Origin of the sequence: Actinokineospora cianjurensis (assembly GCF_003663795.1) — a bacterium.
Lineage (GTDB): Bacteria > Actinomycetota > Actinomycetes > Mycobacteriales > Pseudonocardiaceae > Actinokineospora > Actinokineospora terrae.
Genome location: NZ_RCDD01000004.1, coordinates 80376 through 104130 on the forward strand (window position 1 = coordinate 80376; position 23755 = coordinate 104130).

The following is a 23755-nucleotide window of genomic DNA, read 5'->3' on the forward strand; positions in this document are numbered from 1 at the left end:
GGTCGGCTGGGTGGACGCATATGACGTTGTCGTGGTGGGCGGCGGGCACAACGCGCTAGTCGCCGCCGCCTACCTCGCCCGCGCAGGCCGCTCGGTGCTCGTAGTGGAACGGCTTGGTCATGTCGGCGGTGCCGCGGTTAGCGCTAGCCCGTTTCCTGGGGTGCGCTTGTCGCGGTACTCCTACCTTGTCAGCTTGCTACCAGACCAGATCGTGTCCGACCTCGGCCTACGCCTGACGCTGCGCTCGCGGTCGGTTTCCTCCTACACCCCAGTTGAACGCGACGGTGTGCATACCGGTCTGCTGGTGGGTGGTCCTGACACGGCGGGGTCGTTCCGCGCTCTTACCGGCTCTGACGCTGAGTACGCTCGCTGGCGCGAGTTCTACGGCACTATGGCGCGGCTGGCGGAGGCTGTCGCGCCGACCATGCTGGAGCCGCTGCCCAGCCGTGAGGCTCTTCGCGAGTTGGTGATCGCCGCCGCGGGCCCCGATGCCTGGCGGTGGGTGTTCGAGCAGCCCTTGGCCGAGACGTTGGAAGAGGTCTTCACCAACGACGTCGTCCGCGGTGTGGTTGCCACGGACGGCCTGATCGGGACCCACACGTCGCTGGCGGATCCGGACCTCGCCGCGAACCGCTGCTTCCTGTACCACGTCATCGGCAACGGCACCGGCGACTGGCGCGTCCCGGTCGGCGGCATGGGCGCGGTGACCAGCGAACTGGCCCGCGTCGCCCGCGAGTCCGGTGCCCGACTCCTGACCGACGCCGAGGTCACTTCCGTTGCCGCGGACGGGATCACCGCCGAGGTGGTCTACCAGCACGCCAACGAGGAGATCACCGTCGGCGCCCGCCACGTCCTCGCGGGCGTCGCCCCCTCGGTGCTCGACCGACTGCTGGGTCGACCCGCGCGCCCGGCCGCGCCAGGTGCGCAGCTGAAGGTCAACCTCCTGCTGGACCGCCTGCCCCGCTTGAGGTCCGGCATCCGCCCGGAGGACGCCTTCGCGGGCACCTTCCACCTGGACGAGACCTACGACGACCTGGAAACCGCGTACCGCGAGAGCGCGGCAGGCCAACTGCCCGCCCGCCCACCAGGCGAGATGTACTGCCACACACTCACCGACAGGTCCATTGTGGACTCTCCAACCGCCCACACCCTGACCCTGTTCGGGCTGCACACCCCCGACACCCTGTTCGCCGACCCGAACGCCCGCGACGAGCTGGTGAACCGCTACCTCGCCGGTCTCAACCGCTACCTCCTAGACCCCATCGAATCCTGCCTCTCCACCACCAACGGCGTCCCCTGCCTGGAAGCTCGCACCCCCCAAGACCTGGAAGCCGAACTCGCCATGCCCCGCGGCAACATCTTCCACGGCCCCCTGACCTGGCCCCACGGCACCGGCTGGGGCGTGGAAACCGACACCCCCAACCTCCACCTCTGCGCCAGCGCCACCCAACGCGGCGGCGGCGTCAGCGGCCTGGGCGGCCACAACGCCGCCATGGCTCTTCTCCACCCCTAGCCCTACTCCACCCCTAGCCCGCAAGACCCGACATGGTCGGCGGGTGGGCGAACAGGGTTGGAGCGCGTGCGGACGTCGTCACGAGGCCGTCCTCGTGCGGGCACGCTGAGGAACCGGCAGGCTTGTCGGGGTGACGACAAGCGGCCGGGCCACCAGGTGGAGCAATCGACGGGCGGCGCGGAAGGTGGTGCTGGGCTACATCGCCGTCATCACCGTGGTGTTCGCCGTCGTGGCCGTGGTGTTGGCGGTCAACGAGTCCGCCGACGCCTCGTTCGCGCCGGTGCTGGCGGTGGCGGTGACCTTGCCCGCGTCGCTGCTGATCATCCTGGTGCCCGAACTACCCCAACCCTGGGACGGCATCACCGCGAGCGCCACCCTCGTCGGCGCGGCCCTCTTCCAGACCTGGCTGCTCTGGCTCCTCTTCCGAGGCCACCGAACTGCCTGACCCCCAGAGGCGACCGAACCGCTTGGCCCCCGAGGCCACCGAACTGCCTGACCCCCAGAGGCGACCGAACTGCTTGGCCCCCGAGGCCACCGAACTGCCTGACCCCCAGAGGCGACCGAACTGCTTGGCCCCCGAGGCCACCGAACTGCCTGACCCCTGCCGCGACCGAACTGCCTGACCCCCGAGACCAGCGAGCCGCCTGACCCCAGGCCACCCAGCCGCCTGACCCCTGAGGCGACTGAACTGTTCGTCTCTCAGGCAACGCCGCCCCACTCGGGCCGGCACGCGACCCACCCGAGCCAGCACGCAGACCATCCGGGCCGGCACGCAGACCACCCGGACCAGCACGCCGCCCAGGCCGGCGCGCCGACCAAGCGGGATGGTGGCCGAGCCGCCACCCCGCAGCGGTCCGTGTCGACTGAGCCCGGCTCAGCCCAGCTCTGCCTTCACCTGGGCCAGTGACGGGTTGGTCAGCGCGGCGCCGTTGGGGAAGTGCAGGGTCGGGACGGTCTGGTTGCCGCCGTTGACGGACATGACGTACTCGGCGGCGCCCGGGGTTTCCTCGATATCGACCTCGACGTACTCGATGCCCTCGGCGTCCAGTTGCGTCTTGAGCCTGCGGCAGTAGCCGCACCAGGTGGTGGAGTACATGGTCAGCGTCTCGGGCGCGGACATCGAGGGCTCCCTCATCGGCGAGTCGGTCGGTCACCAGCATCAACGCCAGGACCGTCACTCCGATGCCACCCAATCATGAGGCGCACGTCACACCGCGACCGGTACCCGGGCTGTTGTCACACCACCTCCGATCAGGAGCACGGTCAGCCCAACGATGCGAACCGCCCTCACCCCACCTCCCCACTCAGCCACGACCAGCACCTGGGCCAAGCGCACGGTCGGCCACTCAGCAGTTGTCCCCTCACACCACCTCCGCTTCCAGGCGCACGACGACCGACTTCGACGTGGGGGTGTTCGACGTGTCGGCTGTCGAGTCCAGCGGGATCAGGGAGTTCGCCTCGGGGAAGTAGGCGGCGGCGCAGCCCCGGGCGGTGTCGTAGGCGACCACGCGGAAGCGGTGGGCATGCCGCTCCGTGACCCCTGTCGGGTCGTCCGGCCACTCGCTGATGAGAGTGACCAGTTGCCCGTCGGCCAGCCCCAGTGCCGTGATGTCGGCGGGGTTGACCAGCACCACGCGGCGCCCGTCCTTGATGCCGCGGTAGCGGTCGTCGAGGCCGTAGATCGTGGTGTTGTACTGGTCGTGGCTGCGCAGGGTTTGCAGCAGCAGACGACCGGGCGGCACGCGCAGCACTGTCAACGGGTTCGCCGTGAACACTGCCTTCCCCGTGCGGGTCCCCGTGAACTCCCGCGAGTCCCGCGGCGCGTGCGGCAGCACGAACCCGTCCGGCTCCCGCACCCGCGCGTTGTAGTCGGTGCACCCCGGCACCACGCGCGAGATCCGATCGCGGATCAGGTCGTAGTCGCCGGACAGCGACGCCCACGGCACCGAGTGCGAGGCACCGAACAGCGCCAACGCCAGCCCGCACACGATCCCGACCTCGGACATCAGGTCCGGGGACGCGGGCTCCAACCGCCCCCGGGACCGGTGCACCACCGACATCGAGTCCTCGACCGTCACGAACTGCTCACCGGACGACTGGGCATCGCGTTCGGTGCGACCGCGCGTCGGCAGGATCAACGCGGTGCGCCCGTGAACCACGTGCGACCGGTTCAGTTTTGTCGACACGTGCACTGTTAAGTCGCACGCCCGCAGCGCCGCCTCGGTCACCGCGGTGTCTGGGCTGGCGGAGGCGAAGTTCCCGCCGACCGCCATGAACACCTTCGCCTTGCCGTCGCGCATCGCCCGGATCGCCCCGACGGTGTCCAACCCGTGCGAGCGCGGGGAGGTGATGCCGAACTCGGTGTCCAGCGCGGCCAGGAACTTCTCCGGCATCTTCTCCCAGATGCCCATGGTGCGGTCGCCCTGCACGTTCGAGTGCCCCCGCACCGGGCACAGCCCGGCCCCCGGCTTCCCGATCATGCCGCGCAGCAGCACCACGTTGGCGATCTCGCGGATCGTCGGCACGGAGTGCTTGTGCTGGGTCAGCCCCATCGCCCAGCACACGATCGTCCGCTCCGACTCGGCGAACATCCGCGCGACCTGCTCGACCTCGGCCCGGTCGAGCCCGGTGGCGGCGTCCACCTCGGCCCAGTCCAGGTCGGCGACGTGCGCGGCGTACTCCTCGAACCCCTCGGTCCGCCCGCTCACGAAGTCCTGGTCCACCACCTGGCCGGGCCGCTCCCGCTCCCACCTCAGCAGCAGGTGCCCGATGGCCTGGAACAGCGCCTGGTCGCCGCCGAGCCGGATCTGGCAGAACACGTCCGCCAGCGCCGTGCCCTTGCCCAGCAGCCCCCGCACCTTCTGCGGGTTCTTGAACCGCAGCAGCCCCGCCTCCGGCAGCGGGTTGACCGCGATGATCCGCGCCCCGTTCGCCTTCGCCTTCTCCAACGCGGTCAGCATCCGGGGGTGGTTGGTCCCCGGGTTCTGCCCGACCACCACCAGCAGGTCCGCCCGGGTGATGTCCTCCAGCGTCACCGAGCCCTTGCCGACGCCGGTGGTCTCGGCGAGCGCGGCACCGGAGGACTCGTGGCACATGTTCGAGCAGTCCGGCAGGTTGTTGGTGCCGAACGACCGCACCAGCAGCTGGTAGAGGAACGCGGCCTCGTTGCTGGTGCGACCCGAGGTGTAGAACAGCGCCTCGTCCGGTGTGGACAGTGCGCGCAGCTGCCCGGCGATCAGCTCGAAGGCGTCCGACCAGTCGATCGGCGTGTAGTGCGTCGCCCCCGGGCGCAGCACCACCGGCTGGGTGATCCGGCCCTGTTGCCCCAGCCAGTAGTCCGTGCGCTCGGCCAGCTCGGCCACCGGGTGCTCGGCGAAGAACTCCGGCCCGACCCGCCGCCGGGTCGCCTCCTCGGCCACCGCCTTGGCGCCGTTCTCGCAGAACTCGGCCGCCGCGCGGTGCCCACGCGGCTCCGGCCAGGCGCAGCCGGGGCAGTCGAACCCCTCGCGCTGGTTCAGTAACCGCAGCGTGGCGCCCGTGCGCAGGGCGCCCATCTGCTCCACGCCCCGGCGCAGCGATGTCGCGACCCCCGGGATCCCGGCGGCCCACTTCTTGCGCTCGGTGACGTCCAGCTCGGCTTCGTCGACGTCGCGTTCTGGCGGTGTGCTGACCATGCGACTCATCGTCGGCTATCTGTGTCAACCCTGCAAAAAGTTGTCCACAGGGGGCCTAGCTGGGGCAGCCGCTTTCCAGCGGGATGTCGGCTTCCGGGTCGAAATACGTGACCTTGTCGTGCTTGGCCTTCGTCCGCGTCGGCGTGCGGTCGTGGTAGTCCGAGGCGATGAAGCCCTTGGCGTAGGCGTCGCAGGAGATCGAGTAGTAGAAGCCGTCGACCTTCTCGTACCACAGCCCCAGGCTGCCCGGCGCCCACCGCGCGCCCTTGCGCATCACGTACTCGATGTCGGCGCGGACCACGACGATCACGCTCATCGGGTCCAGCGGCAGGGCGACGTCGTCCGCGGTGAAGGCGTAGGCGAACACGTAGTTGGTGTGCACCACCAGCTCGCCCGCCTTGCCCGCCTCGACCCGCATCGAGCCCTTGACCTTCGGCGCCGCGGGCAGCAGCCGGGAGCCGTTGTCGATCATGCTGACCAGGGCCTGGACCTGGCGCTCGTTGCCGGAGCCGAACAGCGGCCGCAACTGCCTGGCCACGTCGGGGGCGAGCATGCCGAGGTAGCGGTCGGGGTTGTGGTCGCGCAGCATCGCCGGGTCGAGCCTGCTGGCGACCAGCACGTCCTTGACCTGGCGGGTGGCGTCGGCGACCTCCTCGGCGCTGAACTCGCCGACCTGCATCGCGGGCGGGGTCGTGATGCCCGCCTCGCCGTCGGCCCAGTGCGCGGCAGGCGTCAGCGCGAACGGCCGGTTGAGGTCGACGACGTTCTCGGCGCCCGGCTCGTCCCCGCCTGGTCCTGGCGGTCCGCCGCGCCCGGACCGGTCGAACACCCCGACCCCGGCCAGCAGCATCACCACGGCCACCACGGCGACCAGCAGCATCGACGTCACGAGCCAACGCTCAAGACGGCGACGTCGCGTCCTGCGCAGCATCGCCTTCACGTCGGCTTGCGCCGACGCGCGCACTCGGCGGCGCCACGCGGCATCTTGTAACGCCGCGTGATCGCCGTACTCACGTTGGTCCACCGGCCCCCCAAGGGCGATCCAACCCGGCGTGCCGGGCTGGTTGAGGTGTCGACTGCCTGGTGAACTCCTCATCGATATGGCCACAGCCCGTGTTAACAGGATGCCCGCGCGGACCGCTCGTGCTGCGGTGAGCGGCGGCCGAAGCCGGACCAACGGTCACGATCGCCGCTCAGCCGTCGCGCAGTGTCACCCGAACGGCGCAGACCGCCGCCACGCCTCCGTGGCGGGTACACAGCGCGTGGGTGCCCGGCCGCCTCGGAGTGGATCACCAGGGGTGGACGTGGTCCAGGTCACAGCGCTACTCGGCCGCCAGCACGACCCGCGCCTCCACTCGATCATCATCCGATCGAGCGTATTCGATCGTCTGGATGGCCCCGGCCGCCCGTAGGTCACCCTCCGCAGCCGTGAGGGCCGTCACGCCGGCGTCCGAGCAGGTCACGATCACTTCGTCGACCCGCCACCGCAGTGATCTCCCGGCCTCGGACTTGGCCCGCCGGACCGCGGCGAGCACCGTCACCGCGGTTCGGAGAACACCGATGTCTCCGCTACTACCGGTCACCACAGGCCAGGGCGCGGTGTGCACCGATCCCTCTTGCCACCACGACCACGATTCCTCGGTCGCGAACGGCAGGAATGGGGCCAAGAGGCGCTGCACTGCCGACAGAGCTATACGGAGAGTTGCCCTCGCGGAGTCGTCTTCGCGGTAGGCCCTGTCCTTGACCAGCTCGATGTAGTCGTCACACCAGAACCAGAAGAAGCGCTCCACCAGCTCCAACGCCTCGGCGTAGTCGGACGCCTCTAGAGCCGCGGTCGCACCCGCCACCACCTTGTCCAACTCGGCGAGCAGCGCTAGATCCAGCGGAGCGCTGGGTTCACCACCTGCACCCATACCCAGCGCGAACCGGCTGGCGTTGAGCAGCTTGGTTGCCAGCCTGCGCCCTACGCGCATCTTGGCCTCGTCGAACACGGTGTCCACGCCTGGTCGTGCTGATGCTGCCCAGTACCGCACCGCGTCAGCGCCATAGCGGTCGAGAAGGTCGTCAGGCGAGGTAGCGCTACCGGACTTCTTGCTCAGCTTGTGCCGGTCAGGAGTGACCACCCAGCCTGAGATCGCCGCCCGCCGCCAGGGCAGCACACCTGTCTCGGTGTGGGCTCGGAGGACCGTGCTGAATAGCCAGGTGCGGATGATTTCGTGAGCCTGTGGGCGCAGGTCCATCGGATAGGTCTTGGCGAACAAGTCAGGGTCATCGTCGGCGCCACACACAAGCAGCGGAGTTAGCGATGACGTGGCCCAGGTGTCCATCACGTCCGGATCGGCGGTGAACCCACCGGGCGCGTCGCGCTGCTCGGCGGTGTAGCCAGGCGGGGTCTCGGACGCTGGGTCGACCGGTAGCGCGGTGGGCAGGATAGGGCTGTCGTGGTCAGGTTCCCCGTCGGCGTTGAGTGGGTACCAGAGCGGGAACGGCACGCCGAAGAAGCGTTGGCGGCTCACCAGCCAGTCGCCCGCGAGGCCGTCCACCCAACTTTGGTAGCGCGCCTGCATCTGCGCGGGCTGCCAGTCGAGTTCGAGGCCGCGCTCGCGCAGGACTTCCCGATGTCCGGCTGATCGGATGAACCACTGTCGCCCGGACACGATCTCCAACGGCTTGTCACCGCGCTCATAGAACGCCACCGGCCGCTCCACCGGTCGCGGCTCACCCACGAGAGACCCATCCGCGCGCAGCAGCGACACCACCCGCTCACGTGCCGTGTGGACGGTCGCGCCCACGAGCGCCGAGTAGGGCTCTTGCACACCTTCGGGAGCATCGGGCAGGAAACGCCCATCGCGGCCAATCACCGCCCGCACAGGTAGCCCTAGCTCGCGCCACCACCGCACGTCGGTGAGGTCACCGAAGGTGCAGCACATCACCAGTCCGCTACCGCGCTCCGGATCCGCCTCGTGGTGGGCCAACACGGGCACAGGCACGTCAAACAGCGGCGTGCGCACGGTTGTCCCGATCAGCGCTTTATGCCTGTCGTCGTCAGGGTGAGCGATAAGCGCCACGCACGCAGGTAGCAGCTCCGGCCGCGTTGTTTCCACCTCGATGCCATCGCCGAACCGCAGCGTGTGCCAGGCACCTCTAAACGGCCGGTGCTCCACGTCCGCCTGGGCCACCGCCGTCCCAAACCCGACATCCCACAACGTCGGCGCCTCAGCCTGGTAGGTCTCACCTTCCGCGAGTAGCCCTAGGAACGACCGTTGCGACAACCGCTGCGCCCGAGCACCGATAGTCGTATAGGTCCGCGACCAGTCCACGGATAGTCCTAGCCGCCGCCACAAGGCTTCGTAGGTCTGCTCGTCCAGCGCGGTCTGTTGCGCGCACAACTCCACGAAGTTCCGCCGCGACACCGCAGTCGGCTTGCCCGTAGGCACAAAGTCAGGCTCGTAGGGCAGCGACGGGTCACACCGCACCTTGTGCACCAACTGCACGCGCCGCTCGGTAGGCAGACCGTTGTCGTCCCACCCCATCGGATACAGCACGTCTTTACCGCGCATCCGCTGGTACCGGGCAATCACATCCGTGTGCGTGTACGAGAACACGTGCCCGATGTGCAGGCTCCCGCTCACCGACGGCGGCGGCGTGTCAATGGAGAAGACCGACTCCCGATCCCCATCGCCCCGGAACGCGTAGACGCCTACCTCATCCCACCGAGCCGCCCAGGTGGCTTCCAACCCGTCCAACGACGGGCGCTCGGGGAGTTTCGGTGTATGCGCCATGCGCGGAGGGTAGTCACCACCGAGCGCCCGGTTCGACTTGTTTTCGCTGGCCTTCGTAGACTCGTGGGGTGACTGATAACCCCACCTTGCCCAGCTCTGACCTTCCCCCGGCCTGGGAGCCGGCAGCGGTAGAGGCGGAGCTGTACGAGGGCTGGGTAGCGGCTGGGTACTTCACCGCGGATGCCGCGAGTGAGAAGCCGCCGTTCACGATCGTGCTGCCGCCGCCCAACGTCACGGGCAGCCTCCACATGGGGCACGCGCTCAACCACACGGTGATGGACGCGCTGTCCCGGCGGCGGCGGATGCAGGGCTACGAGGTGCTGTGGCTGCCCGGCATGGACCACGCGGGGATCGCGACCCAGAACGTCGTGGAGCGGCAGCTGGCGAGCCAGGGGCTGTCGCGGCACGACCTGGGGCGGGAGAAGTTCGTCGAGCGGGTCTGGGAGTGGAAGGCCGAGTACGGCGGCAAGATCCTCGACCAGATGCGGCGCCTCGGCGACGGGGTCGACTGGTCGCGTGAGCGGTTCACGATGGACGAGGGCCTTTCCCGCGCGGTGCAGACCGTGTTCAAGCGCCTCTATGACGACAAGCTGATCTACCGCGCCGAGCGCATCATCAACTGGTGCCCGCGCTGCCGCACCGCGCTGTCCGACATCGAGGTGGAGCACTCCGAGGACGAGGGCGAGCTCGTCTCCATCCGCTACGGCGACGGCGACAACGCCATCGTGGTCGCCACCACGCGCGCGGAGACCATGCTCGGTGACACTGCCGTCGCCGTGCACCCGGACGACGAGCGTTACCGCCACCTCATTGGCACCGAGGTCGCACTGCCGCTGACCGGTAGGCGTATCCCGATCGTCGCGGACGAGCACGTCGACCCCGAGTTCGGTACCGGCGCCGTCAAGGTCACCCCCGCGCATGACCCCAACGACTTCGAGATCGGCCGCCGCCACGACCTGCCGTCGCTGACGGTCATGGACCTGACCGGCGTGATCACGGTCAAGGGCCCGTTCGAGGGCCTGGACCGCTTCGAGGCGCGCCCCGCCGTGGTGGCCGCGTTGCGCGAAGACGGCCGCATTGTCGCGGAGAAGCGCCCTTATCTGCACTCGGTCGGGCACTGCTCGCGCTGCGACACCGTTGTCGAGCCGCGCCTGTCGTTGCAGTGGTGGGTCAACGTCGAGCCGCTGGCGCGCGCCGCGGGTGACGCTGTCCGCGACGGTAGGACCCAGGTGCACCCGCCGGAGCTGGCCAAGCGCTACTTCGACTGGGTCGACAACATGCACGACTGGACCATCTCGCGGCAGCTGTGGTGGGGCCACCGCATCCCGGTTTGGTACGGGCCCAATGACGAGGTCGTGTGTGTGGGCCCCGACGAGGAGCCCCCCACCGGCGACGGCTGGACACAGGACCCGGACGTCCTCGACACGTGGTTCTCCTCCGGCCTCTGGCCCGTGTCCACGCTCGGCTGGCCTGCCAGCACCGACGACCTCGCCAAGTTCTATCCGACGAGCGTCCTGTCGACCGGCTACGACATCCTCTTCTTCTGGGTCGCCCGGATGATGATGTTCGGCCTCTATGCGATGGACGGCAAGCAGCCGTTCGACCACGTGTACTTGCACGGTCTTATTCGCGACGCACAGGGTAAGAAGATGTCCAAGTCGCGCGGCAACGTGCTCGACCCCCTGGACTGGCTCGACCGCTTCGGCGCCGACGCCACCCGCTTCACCCTCGCGCGCGGCGCGAACCCCGGTAGCGACATGGCGTTGGCGGAGGAGTGGGCCGCCGGGTCGCGCAACTTCGGCACGAAGCTGTGGAACGCCAGCCGCTTCGCCCTGATGAACGGCGCCACGACGGCCATCCCGGTGCCCGCCCGCGACCAGTTGACGGACGCGGACCTGTGGATCCTGGACAAGGCCGACGCGCTGGTGTCCGAAGTGGATGCCCTGTTCGAGAGGTTCGAGTTCGCGAAGATCTGCGACGCGCTCTACCACTTCACCTGGGACCTCTACTGCGACTGGTATCTCGAACTGACGAAGGTGCAGATCGCCGAGGGCGGCGCGCGCGCCGAGGCCACCCGCGCTGTCCTGGGTCACGTGCTCGACACCGTGCTGCGCCTCTTGCACCCGATCACGCCGTTCATCACCGAGGTGCTGTGGAAGGCGTTGACGGGCAAGGAGTCCATCGTCGTCACTGACTGGCCGACCGTCTCCGGTAGCGTTGCCGACGCCGACGCGACCCGCCGGGTCGAAGGCGTGCAGAAGCTCATCACCGAGATCCGCCGCTTCCGCGCCGACCAGGGTGTGAAGCCCAGTCAGCGCGTCGCGACCCGGTTGTCCGGTGTGGACGAGGCAGGTCTGACGGCGCTCGTTGGCGCTGTCACGTCGCTGGCGCGGTTGGACGTTCCCGGCGAGGACTTCACCGCGAGCGCTTCGCTGGAAGTGTCTCTCGCGGGCGGTAGCGTCACCGTCGAGCTGGACCTGTCCGGTGCTATCGACGTTGCGGCGGAACGCAAGCGGCTCACCAAGGACCTGACGGTCGCCGAGAAGGAACTCGCGCAGTGCGAGGCCAAGCTGGGCAACTCCAAGTTCACCGACAAGGCCCCGGCCGACGTCGTCGCCAAGATCCAGACCCGGCGCGACGCCGCCCAGGCCGAGATCGCCCGCGTGCAGGCCAGGCTCGCCGCCCTGCCCGCGGGCTGACCCCGCTCGGTTGATCCCTAGGCGGACTTAGCGAGCTGGTCGGGGTCCTCGTCGACCCAGCGGACCTCGACCGGCCTGCTGCCCGCCAACACCCGCGTCGCCGACTCGGCGGACTGGAACTGCCCGCGCAGCCGCGCGCCCTTGTGGTCGGGCATGCCGAACAGTTCGACGTAGTCCTCGCCGAACCCGTCCGCGATCTCCATGCCCCAGCCGAGCACGGCGAAGTCCAGCGCCTGCCCGTCCGCGTCCCGTTGCACCTGGTAGACGGCGAACCGGCGCGGCGCGCACTCGGCCGTGACCTGGGCGATCTGCTGCCTGAGCTCGTCCTCGGGAATGATCGTCTGCAACTTGTACCTCCAAGATAGCAACGTTGCGATACTGCCTGGGGAGCATCGCATCACGATGGGTCGGATCACAATGACGCCATCGAGTGAATGATTTTGCTCTTCAGATGCGAGAGACTGTCGCCGTTGGCCCAAGATCAGGAGGGATGGACATGGCTACTTCGAAGCAACCCACTGTCATCGGCAGGGGCCTCGGCGGCGAACTGCGGGTGCTGCGCGAGGGCCGGAAGATGAGCTGCAAGGAGGTGGCCGACCTGCTGGGGTGGCAGGCGTCCAAGATCTCCCGGATGGAGACCGGCAAACAGGGAATCAGGCCCGCCGACGTCGCGTCCCTACTCGTGATCTACCGAGTGATCGGAAGGGATCGAGACCGTCTGGTCAAGTTGGCCGAACGTTCCGATGACATAGGGTACTGGGAGAACCAGGCAGCCCTGTCGGCGGAGTCCAAAACCCTCATGCGCATCGAGCGCGAGGCGATCAGCATCGTGAACTACGAGCCGTTGCTGATCCCCGGCTTGGTGCAGACCGGGGACTACGTCCGCGCGTTGATGCGGGTCGGAAACGTTCCCGCAGAGGACATCGACTCGCGAGTCGCCGCGAGGTTGGCCAGGCAGGCGATCCTCACGAAGGATGAGCCGCCCACCCTGCGACTGATCGTGGACGAGTTCGTGCTGCGGCGGGTGCTGGGCAGCACGAAGATCATGTCGCGGCAGTTGAGGCATGTCCTGGAATCGGTTGAACAAGGCGCCACCACCTTGCAGGTGTTGCCCCTGTCGCTACGCGGGCACTCCGGTCTGGACGGTTCGTTCACGCTTCTGGACTTCGTGCGGAACAAGCCAGTGGTGCATTTGGAACACAAGATTTCCGGCCTCTTCCTGGAAGAACCCGATCAGGTCGAGTTCTTCCGGGCCGAGGCCGATACCCTGAGCGAGGTGGCTCTGAGCCCCGCCAAGTCGGTGGAACTCGTTGCGACCATCGCACGGGAGCACGACCGAGAGTGAGGATCTTGATGAACGCGGTGGACCGGGCTTCGATCGTGTGGCGCAAGTCCAGCCGGAGCGGTACGAACTCCGACTGTGTCGAGGTGGGCTACGTCTGGCGCAAGTCCAGCCGCAGTGGCACGAACTCCAACTGCGTGGAGGTCGCGCGCACCCCGGCCGTGACCGCTGTGCGGGACTCCAAGAACCCCGATGGCCCCACCCTGGCCTTCCCCGTCGCCTCGTTCGCGCGGGCCCTCCGTACCCTCTAGGCGTGAGTCTGGAAGAACTGCGTCAGGTCGAGTCGGAGCTGGACACCCGCTGGCCGGAGACCAAGATCGAGCCGTCGCTGGCGCGCATCGCCGCGCTGGTCGACCTGCTCGGGTCTCCGCAGCGGGCGTACCCGGTGGTGCACATCGCGGGGACCAACGGCAAGACCTCGGTCACCCGGATGATCGACGCGCTGCTCACCCGGCTGGGGGTGCGTACCGGCCGGTTCACCAGCCCGCACCTACAGCTGGTCACCGAGCGCATCAGCCTGGACAACGCGCCGATCGACCCCGAGCGCTACGTCGAGGTGTTCCGCGACATCGAGCCGTACATCGCGATGGTCGACGCGGGCTCCGACATCCGGCTGAGCAAGTTCGAGGTGCTCACCGCGATGGCGTACGCCGCGTTCGCCGACGCCCCCGTCGACGTCGCCGTGGTCGAGACCGGCCTCGGCGGCGCGTGGGACGCCACCAATGTCGCTGACGGCAAGGTCGCGGTGATCACCCCGATCGGCATCGACCACGTCGACTACCTGGGGCCGGACATCCTGGGCATCGCGGGGGAGAAGGCCGGGATCATCAAGCCCGACTCCATCGCGCTGTTCGCCGAGCAGACCCCCGAGGTCGCCCGGGTCCTGATCGAGCAAGCGACGAAGGTTGACGCCACCGTCGCCCGACAGGGCCTAGAGTTCGGCGTCCTCAACCACGACGTAGCAGTCGGCGGGCAGGTCCTACGCCTACAGGGCCTCGGCGGCGTCTACGACGAGATCTTCCTGCCGCTGCACGGCGAGCACCAGGCCACGAACGCCGCTCTCGCTCTAGCCGCTGTCGAGGCGTTCTTCGGTGCTGGAGCCCAACGGCAACTCGACGTCGAGGCCATCCGCGAAGGCTTCGCGTCCGTAGTCAGCCCGGGCCGTCTAGAGCGCGTTCGCACGTCCCCGAGCGTCTTCGTGGATGCTGCCCACAACCCCCACGGCGCGGCCGCTCTAGCCAAGGCCCTCGACGCCGAGTTCGGCTTCCGCAAGCTCGTTGGCGTAGTCAGCGTGATGGCCGACAAGGACGCCGCAGGCATCCTCTCCGCGCTAGAGCCCGTGCTCACCGAGGTAGTCATCACCACCAACTCGTCGACCCGCGCGATGGACCCGGACCACCTCGCCAACATCGCCACCGACATCTACGGCGACGAACGCGTCAGCGTGTACTCACACCTGACAAGCGCCGTCAACGCTGCCATCGAACTCGCCGAAGAGACCGAAGACCCCGACGAACCCGTCTCCGGCACCGGCGTCATCGTCACCGGCTCGGTCGTCACCGCAGGCGAGGTCCGAGCCCTCTTCGGCAAGGACCCCGCATGACACCCCCCGACCCCATGAAGGGCTTCCGCGGCGTCATGTCCGCGGTCCTCATCCTGGAAGCCCTCGTAGTACTCCTGGCCCTACTCGTAGTCGCCAAGTCCGACGGCGGCCTAGCGACGTGGCAGGGCTGGTCAGTCGGCATCATGGCTCTAGTCCTGATCCTGGCCTGCGCCTTCGTAGGCCGCCCCTGGGGCCTCTATCTAGCCGCGGGCCTACAGATCGTCATGCTCGGCGGCTTCTTCATCGACTCCGCCCTAGGCATAGTCGCCGTCGTCTTCGCCCTAGGCTGGACCTGGATGCTCTGGGCCCGCCACGACGTCCTCAAACGCCTCACCGAAGGCCGCCTTGCCAGCCAACAACCCCCACCCGACTAGCCGCGGGTGGGGGGCACGGCGTGATCGCCGCGCCCCACCGGTCAGCGGTCTGGTCTCTCAGCTCACCGCGGCGGGCAGGTTCGCGAACTCGGCGAGAAAAGCCTCGATCACGAAGTCGAGTTGTTCCGTGGTGTGCGTGGCCATGAAACTCGTGCGCAACCGGTACGACGCGGCGGGCGGGATGATCGGATTCGTGTAGACACCCCGGTCCAGCAGCGAACGCCACAGGGTGAACGTCTCCGTCCGCCCCTCGGTGAACACCGGGACGATCGGCGTGTCCGAAGAACCGACCGGCACACCCCGCGCGGCCAGTGCGTCGCGGACGTAGCGCGCGTTGCTCAACGCCTGCCGAACCCGCCACGGCTCGGATTTCAGGATCTCGAGCGCCATGAGCGCGGAAGCGGCGTTCGACGGCGACGGGCTGGCGCTGAAAATGAGGCTCCGCGCGTGGTGGCGCAAGTACTGCACAACGGCGGAATCGCCGATCACGGCGCCGCCGATCGAAGCCAAGGACTTGCTGAACGTCACCGTCACCAGGTCAGCGCCTTCGCCGCCGAAATGCGCCGCGGTACCACGGCCATCACCCAGCACCCCGAGCGCGTGCGCGTCGTCGACGACCAATCTGGCGCCGTGCGCGCGGCACACATCCCGCAGCAGCGGCAGCGCGCAGATGTCGCCCTCCATCGAGTACACGCCGTCGACGACCACCAGCTTGCCCGCGTCCGGCGGGCACGCGGCCAGCCGCCGGTCGAGCGCCTCGGGGTCGTTGTGCTGGAAGAACTTGATCCTGGCGCCGCTGAGCATCGCCGCGTCGATCGCCGAGGCGTGCACGAGCTTGTCCAGCAGCACGACGTCGTGCCTGCCCGCCAGTCCCGCGACGGCACCCAGGTTGGCCTGGTAGCCGGTGGAGAAGACCAACGCCTCCTCGCGGCCGTAGAAGTCGGCCAGGGATCTCTCCAGTCGTTCGTGTAACTCCAGGTTGCCGTTGAGGAAACGTGAACCCGTGTTCGACGTGCCCAGGTCGGCTATGGCTTCTTGCGCGGCGTTCTTGACCCGGGGATCGGCGGTCAGCCCCAGGTAGTTGTTCGACCCGCACATGACGATCTCGCGGTCCTCGTAACGGGCGGTGGACCCGTCATTGCCGGTCAGCGGCAGGAAGTACGGGTACAGACCGGTTGCCATCAGGTCTTTCGCGTCGGTGAAGTCGACGCACTTGGCGAAAATATCCACAAAATGCTCCCCTGTGCACGTGAACAACGCATGTCTTCTTTGCGCAGAGCTATTTGTGACGTCCGGGACCGAAAGGTGAATTCGTCGACCGGACGCCCCTCCGTCGGTGCCTCGTCGCGGCGCTCGCGCCAAGCTGATCTTCCGGAGTCAACATATCTCGGGAGGGTCCGAGCGTTAGCACTACCGGTGAGTTTTCATGAGGAAAAGAAATCGGCGCAATGACTGCCGCCATTTGTCCCACGCGAGGAAATGCGCAGCCGTGCGGCATTGTGGGGCCGTTTGGCCCCCGCGTGCGGCGCAAGCGTCATCCACTGGTCAACTCGGGTTGGCCCGAGGGCTGCGGTGGGCGATTACAAACCGGCGCATGACCGAACTGAACCGTAGGGCTCTGTTGCGCGCAGGCGGGATCGGCGCTGGTGTGGTTGCCGCTGGGGTCGTGCTGCCCGGGGTCGCGTACGCGACGCCGAAGGCGCGGCCGGTGTTGACGCACGGCGTGCAGACCGGGGACGTGACCAGTGACGGCGCGATCCTGTGGACGCGGGCCGACCGGCCGTCGCGGATGCTGGTCGAGGTTTCCCGCGACCCGTCGTTCCGGCACGCCCGGTGCCTGCGCGGCCCCGTCCTCACCCCCACCACCGACGGCACCGGCAGGCTCCGGCTCACCGGCCTGCCCGCGGGCGACGAGATCCACTACCGGGTCCGCGCCGAAGACCTCGACGGCCGCACCGCCAGCGCGCCGCTGGTCGGCTCCTTCCGCACCGCCCCCGTCGGGCGCGCCGACGTCCGGTTCACCTGGTCCGGGGACGTCGCGGGCCAGGGCTGGGGCATCAACCCCGACATCGGCGGCATGACCGCGTACGCCGCCATGCTCGCCCGGCGGCCCGACTTCTTCCTGCACAGCGGCGACACCGTCTACGCGGATGGGCCGCTCAAGGAGTCGGTGACGTTGCCCGACGGTCGCATCTGGCGCAACGTTGTGACCGCCGAGAAGCTGAAGGTCGCCGAGACCCTCGCCGAGTACCGCGGCCAGTTCGCCTACAACCTGCTCGACGAGAACGTCCGCGCGTTCGCCGCCCGGGTGCCGTCGATCGTGCAGTGGGACGACCACGAGGTCACCAACAACTGGTACCCCGGCGAGATCCTGGACCTGCCGCAGTACACCGAGAAGCGGGTCGACGTCCTCGCCGCCCGCGCGTCGCAGGCATTCCACGAGTGGCAGCCCATCGACCAGCGCCGCGCCGCCGACGGCCGCGTCTACCGCAGCTTCGCCTACGGCAAGCACGTCGAGGTGTTCGTCCTGGACATGCGCACCTACAAGGACGCCAACACCGCCGACAAGAACGGCCAAGGCCACGTCCTCGGCGAGCGCCAGGCCCGCTGGCTCGTCGACGGCCTCACCCGCAGCCGCGCCACCTGGAAGATCGTCGCCGCCGACCTCCCCATCGGCCTGATCGTCCCGGACGGCAAGGACATCGAAGGGGTTGCAAACGGCCTACCCGGCGCCCCCGCAGGCCGCGAGTTCGAACTCGCCTGGGTGTTGCGCACGCTCGCCCGTCGCCACATCCGCAACGTTGTCTGGCTGACGGCGGACGTGCACTACACCGCCGCCCACCACTACTCCCCGGACCGCGCGGCCGTGGGCGACTTCGACCCGTTCTGGGAGTTCGTGTCCGGCCCGCTGCACGCGGGAGCCTTCGGGCCCAACGTGCTGGACCCGACGTTCGGGCCAGAGGCGGCGTTCGTGCACGCACCACCGGTCGCGAACACGTCGCCGCTGGAGGGGTTCCAACACTTCGGAGAGGTCCAAGTGGACGGTCGCTCAGGTGACCTGACCGTGTACCTGCGAGACGGTAAGGGCACCTCGCTCTGGTCCAAGACCCTGAGGGCCTGACCTGACAGTGGAGTCGGCGCTACCGCGTCGACTCCACTGCTCCGATCCTCATCGCTGGTAGGCGTAAGCGTCGGCGAGACGCGCCTCCCACATGGGTGCCAGGACAGTGGGTTGTCCGAAGGTTTCCCGGAGGTAGGACCGGCCGAGCGCGACGGTGGTCTCGCGCCAGCGCTGCACAATCCAGCCGCCCAACCTGCTGATGCGAAGCGCTTCGGTCGCCGACTCGGTGGGAGCGACGAGGTTCCCGACACGTGCGAGGTGCTCCAGTTGTTCGACCGTCGCCGGTAGCGGGTCTGGCAGATCGATCGACCACTCCAGGTCAGCGATGCTCTTCTTGGACGCCTTCTCCTCGGCGACACGCTTGGCATAAGAGGCCCGGATACCTGCTACCTCGCTGAGCAGCACGGGCAGGGTGACACCGCAATCGCCCCAGTTCGTCGAAGCGACACCCGCCGTCTGCTCCAGCTCGCGCAGCAACTCGACGACCTCGGCCAAGTCCCACGCGAGTACCGCCTTGCGCTTGCACAGGCTGAGCACGAGTCGGGCGGTCTCCGGCTCGGTCAAGGCCACCGCAGCGGGATTCACCCACGCCCCGGTCCGCGTGCCCTCGGTGTCGAGGTGCCAGACGGCGATCGAGTCATCCTGACCTGACCCGGCCCGGCAGACGACAACGTGGCCGATCATGGTCCGGCCATCACCCGCCCGAGTGGACAGCAAGCCGAGCGGACCGGGCTTGAGCTGATCGGTGGTCATCACCCCTCCTGCACCACTGCTGACGATCTTCACCTGCGACAGTCCATCGCTGGTGCGCCCCGTTTGTTTCACGCGCGATGATCTCAGTCGAGTGCCATGCCCAACGGGTTTCCGCCACCTCATCCCCGGCGCGTAACTCTTGATCGACTTATCTCGATGCGCTGCCTGCGCGACTGGACGCCCGGTCGTCCCGTCTTGGCCGCGAGTGAGGAGATCATGAGCAGGGAATGGGTCGCGATCGACTTCGAGACCGCCAACTCGTCGCGCGGAAGCGCTTGCGCGGTCGGCATGAGCTTGGTGCGGGACAGGGTTGTCGTCGACCGATGGTCCACCCTCATCCAGCCCCCGGACGGCGGTGGTTTCGACTCGTTCAACACGGCACTGCACGGAATCACGGCCGAGGCGGTTCGCTCCGCCCCGACCTGGCCGCGCGCGCTCACCCAGATCGTGGACTTCACGGGCAGCCGCCCGCTGGTCAGCCACAACGCGGCATTCGACATCGGCGTGATCCGCCATGCCTGCACGGCGAGCGCCATGCCGTGGCCCGAACTGAGTTATGTCTGCACCCTGGTCATCTCCCGGTTGACCTGGCAACTGCTGACATACCGGCTGCCGTTCGTCGCGGCGGCCGCGGGCATCGCGATGAGCGGGCACCACGAAGCCCAGGCCGACGCCGACACGGCCGCCCAGGTCATGCTCGCGGCGATGCGGTTTCACCACGTCGACACGGTCGACGGCTTGCTCGATACCTTGCGCATCCCCTACGGGCGGTTGACCAGGGATTCCTGGGCGGGCTTCCGACAACGCGGTTCGTCCACAACGCGTCGTGAGATCCCCGCGGCCAACCTCGACGCCGACCCGAGCACAATGCTCTACGGCCTCAACGTGTGTTTCACCGGCACCTTGACGACCATGACCCGTGCGGAAGCCCAGCATCGCCTCGCCGAACGGGGCGGGCAGGCCGTACCCGGAGTATCCAAGAGAACCGACTTGCTCGTGGTGGGAATGGCCGACCCGTCCCGGTTCGCCGTGGGGATGGATGTGAGCGGTAAGCACCGCAAGGCCCAGGAACTGCTCAGCCGGGGGCACAAGATAGAGATGATCGGCGAGGTCGACTTCGTGGAATGGCTCGGCAGCTGATCGGCTGACGCACGGGATGTGGGCTTCCACTTGCCTATCGGTGTCGCGGCGATGGCTGGATTGGCCCAGGTCAGTACGCGGCCGAGATGTTGTTGGCGAAGAGGGACCAGAGGGCGTAGGCGGTGCCTGAGTGGATGGTCGCCGCGGTGGTTGGGGTGGAGGGGCCTCCGGAGCGGGTGCGGAGTTCTATGCCTGCGGGGCCGTTCTCTAGGGAGAAGACGATGTTTCTGCCTGCGGGTGGGGAGAGGAACGTCCACGAGTTGGCAGTTCTGTCGATGACCTGCACCGGGTAGCTCTGCCCGGCCGAGTAGAGGTCGCAGCGGCCGCCTACCGGAGGCAGAGCGGGGCAGTTGGAGTCGAAGGGGAAGAGGCGGCGGAAGTCGGCGGTGACGGCGGCCGTCAGGGCTTCCGCGCTGGCGTCGGTCTCCAAGCGAAGCGCGTAGCGGTAGGAGTACGAGAGATCGGCACAAGCGGGTGTGGCGGTGGCTAGAACCAGGACCGCTGCTAGAGCTGTCGACTTGAACATGAGGCCAACGGTGGTCAGCTAAAGAGGAGCCGGACAAACGGTGCCACCGCACCGGGTTACCCTGCTCACACGCTCGTGTGGTCCACACGACGCCGCAAACCCCTGGAATGGAGTACCGAGAGCCGTGAGTGAGCGCACCCTGGTCCTGGTCAAGCCCGACGGCGTGAGTCGTGGGCTGGTCGGTGAGGTCATCTCCCGCATCGAGCGCAAGGGGCTGTCCCTCGCCGCGCTCGAGTTGCGCGCCGTGGAGCGCTCGGTTGCCGAGCAGCACTACGCCGAGCACGCCGAGAAGGGGTTCTTCGGCGACCTGCTCGACTTCATCACCGGTGGTCCGGTCGTGGCCCTGGTCGTCGAGGGGCCGCGCGCCGTCTCCGCGTTCCGCCAGCTCGCCGGCGGGACCGACCCGGTCGACAAGGCCACCCCGGGCACCATCCGCGGTGACTTCGGCCTGGAGGTCCAGTACAACCTGGTGCACGGGTCCGACTCCACCGAGTCCGCCGAGCGCGAGATCAAGATCTGGTTCCCGAACCTCTGAGGTCCCCGGGCCGCCCGGGCGAACACCGGGCGGCCCGAAAACCCGGCGGGAATTGTCGGTGCGCCCGGCTATCGTGCCCGACGTGGTGGCGGAAACGGCGGTACGAGACGGCGGGCTGGTCAGGGCCAGGGGCCTGACCAAGCAGTTCGGGGACTTCGAGGCGGTCAGGGGGATCGACCTCGACGTCGAGCCTGGGGAGGCGTTCGGGTTCCTCGGGCCCAACGGCGCGGGCAAGTCCTCGACGATGCGCATGGTGTCGTGCGTGTCCCCGCGCACCGGCGGCGACCTGTCCGTGCTCGGCATGGACCCCAGGACCCAGGGCCCCGACATCCGCGCCCGGCTCGGTGTGGTGCCCCAGCAGGACAACCTGGACAACGAGCTGACCGTCCGGCAGAACCTGCACATCTACGGCCGCTACTTCGGACTGTCCAAAGCGCACGTCCGGGCCAAGGCGGTCGAGCTGCTCGACTTCGCCCAGCTCACCGACCGCGCCGACGCCGAGGTCGAGCCGCTCTCCGGTGGCATGAAGCGCAGGCTGACCATCGCCCGCTCGCTGATCAACGACCCCGAGCTGCTGCTGCTCGACGAACCGACCACCGGCCTCGACCCGCAGGCCCGCCACCTGCTCTGGGACCGGCTGTTCCGGCTGCGCCAGCAGGGCGTCACGCTGATCATCACCACCCACTACATGGACGAGGCCGAGCAGCTCTGCGACCGGCTCGTGGTCATGGACGGCGGCAAGATCGTCGCCGAGGGCAGCCCGGGTGAGCTGATCGCCCGCTACTGCAGCCGCGAGGTCCTGGAGCTGCGGTTCGTCACCGACAAGCCGGACGCCGCCGCCACCGAGGGGCTCGCGGACCGCATCGAGGTCCTGCCCGACCGGCTGCTGCTCTACACCTCGGACGGCGAGGCGTCCCTGGCCGCCGCCCACCAGCGCGGTCTGGCCCCGGCGTCGAGCCTGGTCCGCCGCGGCACCCTTGAGGACGTGTTCCTGCGCCTCACCGGCCGGACGCTGGTGGACTGATGACGACCACCACCCGCGAACGGGCCCGCGTCTGCCCTACCCCGACCGCCGTCTGGCTGGTCGTCGAGGGCCTGTGGACCTGGTACCGGCGCAACTGGCGATCCTCGGCGGTGTCCAGCGTCGTCGAGCCCGTGCTGTTCCTGCTGGCCCTCGGCCTCGGGTTCGGTTCGCAGATCCAGCCCAGCGCCGCGACCGGCGGCCTGCCCTACGTGCAGTACCTCGCCCCCGCGCTGGTCGTGGCGTCCGCGCTGCAGACCGCGGCGTTCGAGTCGACCTACCCGGTGCTCGCGGCGTTCAAGTGGAACCGCACGTTCCTGGGCATCGCGTCGACCCCGATCACCTCCAGGCAGCTCGCCATGGGCCAGCTGCTCTGGATCTTCTTACGGCTGTCGGTCTCGTCGGCGGCGTTCCTGGTGGTCGCCGCCCTGCTCGGCGCGGTCACCAGCATCGGTGTCATCGGGTCGCTGTTCGCGGCCCTGCTCACCGCGATGGCCCTCGCCGCCCCGCTGGTCGCCTACTCGGCGAGCCTGGACACCGAGGGGCAGCAGTTCAGCGCCATCTTCCGGTTCATCGTCCTGCCGATGACGGTGTTCGCGGGCACCTTCTTCCCGGTCGACCAGCTGCCCGCCTGGGTGCGGCCCATCGTCTGGCTGACCCCGCTGTGGCACGGCACCGAGCTCTCCCGCGCGTCCGCGTTCGGCACCGGAGAGCTCTTACCCGTGCTCGGCCACTTGGTGTACCTGACCGCGATCGTCGTCATCGGTGCGCGCTTCGCCGTGCGTACCTTCACCCGCAGGCTGGAGGTCTAGGTGTCCACGACCACGCAGGCCCCGGAGACCTCGCGCAGCGGCCTGTTGCTGCGCGTGCTGCCGGTCGGCATGTACGCGGGCCGCTCGCGCGCGCTCGTGGAGCGCTCGTTCCTGGTCAACCGCCGGACCTGGCTGCAGGTGGTGTCCGGCTTCTTCGAGCCGCTGTTCTTCCTGTTCGGCCTCGGGTTCGGCTTCGGCAAGCTCATCGGCGACGTCGTCGGCCCCGGCGGCGAGACGATCAGCTACGTCGCCTACGTCGCGCCCGCGCTGCTGGCCTCCTCCGCCATGAACGGCGCCGTCTACGACGCGACGTTCAACCTGTTCTTCAAGCTCAAGTACGCCAAGCTCTACGACGCCGTGCTGGCCACCCCGCTCGGCCCGCTCGACATCGCCATCGGCGAGATCACCTGGGCGCTGATCCGCGGCGCGCTCTACGGCACCGGCTTCCTGACCGTCATGCTCGGCATGGGCCTGCTGACCTCGCCGTGGGCGGTGTTCGTGTTACCGGCGGCCATCCTGATCGCGTTCGCCTTCGGTGCGCTGGGGATGGCCTGCACCACCTTCATGCGGTCCTGGCACGACTTCGACCTGGTGCAGCTCGCGCTGGTCCCGATGTTCCTGTTCTCGACGACCTTCTACCCGATCACGGTGTACCCGGGGGCCGTCCAGTTCGCGGTCAAGTGCTTCCCGCTCTACCACGCCATCGAGGTCATGCGGGCGCTGTGCACCGGGTACGTGGACGTCTCGATCGTGGGCCACCTCGGCTACTTCGTGGTGATGGCGGCCGTCGGGGTCGTCGTGGCGTCCCGGCGGCTGGGCAAGCTGCTGCTCGCCTGAGCGAAGGGCGCCCCACGCAGCGG

21 protein-coding genes are annotated in these 23755 nt (G+C 68.4%); 13 read left to right on the forward strand and 8 right to left on the reverse strand.

The window, feature by feature from the left end:
* Positions 1 to 10 precede the first annotated feature (10 nt).
* Entirely contained in the window at positions 11 to 1513 is a 1503-nt protein-coding gene (locus CLV68_RS22980; RefSeq protein ID WP_121392995.1) for a phytoene desaturase family protein, read from the forward strand.
* A gap of 130 nt (positions 1514 to 1643) precedes the next feature.
* A complete protein-coding gene (locus CLV68_RS22985; RefSeq protein WP_147460136.1) occupies positions 1644 to 1958 on the forward strand; it encodes an SCO4225 family membrane protein in 315 nt (104 codons plus the stop codon).
* A gap of 429 nt (positions 1959 to 2387) precedes the next feature.
* On the opposite strand, the gene CLV68_RS22990 is transcribed toward CLV68_RS22985, so the two are convergent.
* From CLV68_RS22990 to valS, 4 genes are all read right to left on the reverse strand, one after another.
* Entirely contained in the window at positions 2388 to 2633 is a 246-nt protein-coding gene (locus CLV68_RS22990) for a mycoredoxin (RefSeq protein WP_092777151.1), read from the reverse strand.
* Positions 2634 to 2874: 241 nt separating this feature from the next.
* On the reverse strand, positions 2875 to 5187 hold the full coding sequence (locus CLV68_RS22995; RefSeq protein ID WP_121392997.1) for an FdhF/YdeP family oxidoreductase: 2313 nt from the start codon (positions 5185 to 5187) through the stop codon (positions 2875 to 2877).
* A 55-nt stretch (positions 5188 to 5242) separates the two neighbouring features.
* Positions 5243 to 6211, reverse strand: coding sequence for a hypothetical protein (locus CLV68_RS23000; protein WP_147460137.1), 969 nt, complete (start codon positions 6209 to 6211; stop codon positions 5243 to 5245).
* Between the two features lie 298 nt (positions 6212 to 6509).
* On the reverse strand, positions 6510 to 8969 hold the full coding sequence (gene valS / locus CLV68_RS23005) for a valine--tRNA ligase (protein ID WP_121392999.1): 2460 nt from the start codon (positions 8967 to 8969) through the stop codon (positions 6510 to 6512).
* A gap of 68 nt (positions 8970 to 9037) precedes the next feature.
* On the opposite strand from valS, the gene CLV68_RS23010 reads away from it, so the two are divergent.
* Entirely contained in the window at positions 9038 to 11668 is a 2631-nt protein-coding gene (locus CLV68_RS23010) for a valine--tRNA ligase (protein WP_121393000.1), read from the forward strand.
* A gap of 17 nt (positions 11669 to 11685) precedes the next feature.
* Here the strand turns inward: CLV68_RS23010 and CLV68_RS23015 are convergent, their stop codons facing one another.
* The gene (locus tag CLV68_RS23015; RefSeq protein ID WP_121393001.1) at positions 11686 to 12015 is read right to left on the reverse strand and encodes a hypothetical protein; all 330 of its coding nucleotides are present in this window, start codon (positions 12013 to 12015) and stop codon (positions 11686 to 11688) included.
* 149 nt (positions 12016 to 12164) lie between these two features.
* Between CLV68_RS23015 and CLV68_RS23020 the strand changes: the two genes are divergently transcribed.
* The 4 genes from CLV68_RS23020 to CLV68_RS23035 are packed head-to-tail and all read left to right on the forward strand — an operon-like array spanning position 12165 to position 14987.
* Positions 12165 to 13013: a helix-turn-helix domain-containing protein gene (locus CLV68_RS23020; RefSeq protein ID WP_121393367.1), complete on the forward strand. Its 849-nt coding sequence runs from the start codon at positions 12165 to 12167 to the stop codon at positions 13011 to 13013.
* An 8-nt stretch (positions 13014 to 13021) separates the two neighbouring features.
* Positions 13022 to 13261: a DUF397 domain-containing protein gene (locus CLV68_RS23025; protein ID WP_121393368.1), complete on the forward strand. Its 240-nt coding sequence runs from the start codon at positions 13022 to 13024 to the stop codon at positions 13259 to 13261.
* Between the two features lie 2 nt (positions 13262 to 13263).
* Positions 13264 to 14613: a bifunctional tetrahydrofolate synthase/dihydrofolate synthase gene (gene folC, locus CLV68_RS23030; protein WP_121393002.1), complete on the forward strand. Its 1350-nt coding sequence runs from the start codon at positions 13264 to 13266 to the stop codon at positions 14611 to 14613.
* The gene (locus CLV68_RS23035; RefSeq protein ID WP_121393003.1) at positions 14610 to 14987 is read left to right on the forward strand and encodes a DUF4233 domain-containing protein; all 378 of its coding nucleotides are present in this window, start codon (positions 14610 to 14612) and stop codon (positions 14985 to 14987) included. Before folC ends, CLV68_RS23035 begins: the two co-directional genes overlap by 4 nt.
* 57 nt (positions 14988 to 15044) lie before the next feature.
* On the opposite strand, the gene CLV68_RS23040 is transcribed toward CLV68_RS23035, so the two are convergent.
* Positions 15045 to 16217, reverse strand: a complete 1173-nt coding sequence (locus tag CLV68_RS23040; RefSeq protein WP_121393004.1) for an aminotransferase class I/II-fold pyridoxal phosphate-dependent enzyme — start codon at positions 16215 to 16217, stop codon at positions 15045 to 15047.
* Positions 16218 to 16581: 364 nt separating this feature from the next.
* Here CLV68_RS23040 and CLV68_RS23045 point away from each other — a divergent pair, with 364 nt between their 5' ends.
* Positions 16582 to 18108 (forward strand): alkaline phosphatase D family protein, encoded by a 1527-nt coding sequence (locus tag CLV68_RS23045; protein ID WP_121393005.1) that lies wholly within the window; start codon positions 16582 to 16584, stop codon positions 18106 to 18108.
* 48 nt (positions 18109 to 18156) lie between these two features.
* Here the strand turns inward: CLV68_RS23045 and CLV68_RS23050 are convergent, their stop codons facing one another.
* The gene (locus CLV68_RS23050; protein ID WP_121393006.1) at positions 18157 to 18861 is read right to left on the reverse strand and encodes a DUF6218 family protein; all 705 of its coding nucleotides are present in this window, start codon (positions 18859 to 18861) and stop codon (positions 18157 to 18159) included.
* A 216-nt stretch (positions 18862 to 19077) separates the two neighbouring features.
* Here CLV68_RS23050 and CLV68_RS23055 point away from each other — a divergent pair, with 216 nt between their 5' ends.
* Positions 19078 to 20001 carry an exonuclease domain-containing protein gene (locus tag CLV68_RS23055; protein WP_170224545.1) on the forward strand — a complete coding sequence of 308 codons (924 nt, stop codon included), beginning with the start codon at positions 19078 to 19080 and terminating at the stop codon, positions 19999 to 20001.
* Between the two features lie 70 nt (positions 20002 to 20071).
* Here CLV68_RS23055 and CLV68_RS23060 read toward each other — a convergent pair whose 3' ends face one another.
* Positions 20072 to 20527, reverse strand: coding sequence for a hypothetical protein (locus CLV68_RS23060; protein WP_121393008.1), 456 nt, complete (start codon positions 20525 to 20527; stop codon positions 20072 to 20074).
* A gap of 124 nt (positions 20528 to 20651) precedes the next feature.
* Here CLV68_RS23060 and ndk point away from each other — a divergent pair, with 124 nt between their 5' ends.
* The 4 genes from ndk (at position 20652) to CLV68_RS23080 (ending at position 23732) form a co-directional block, all read left to right on the forward strand.
* The gene (ndk, locus tag CLV68_RS23065; protein WP_121393009.1) at positions 20652 to 21062 is read left to right on the forward strand and encodes a nucleoside-diphosphate kinase; all 411 of its coding nucleotides are present in this window, start codon (positions 20652 to 20654) and stop codon (positions 21060 to 21062) included.
* 115 nt (positions 21063 to 21177) lie between these two features.
* Entirely contained in the window at positions 21178 to 22086 is a 909-nt protein-coding gene (locus CLV68_RS23070; RefSeq protein ID WP_121393369.1) for an ABC transporter ATP-binding protein, read from the forward strand.
* Positions 22086 to 22895, forward strand: a complete 810-nt coding sequence (locus tag CLV68_RS23075) for an ABC transporter permease (protein ID WP_121393010.1) — start codon at positions 22086 to 22088, stop codon at positions 22893 to 22895. Before CLV68_RS23070 ends, CLV68_RS23075 begins: the two co-directional genes overlap by 1 nt.
* A 69-nt stretch (positions 22896 to 22964) precedes the next feature.
* On the forward strand, positions 22965 to 23732 hold the full coding sequence (locus CLV68_RS23080; RefSeq protein WP_121393370.1) for an ABC transporter permease: 768 nt from the start codon (positions 22965 to 22967) through the stop codon (positions 23730 to 23732).
* Positions 23733 to 23755: the final 23 nt, after the last annotated feature.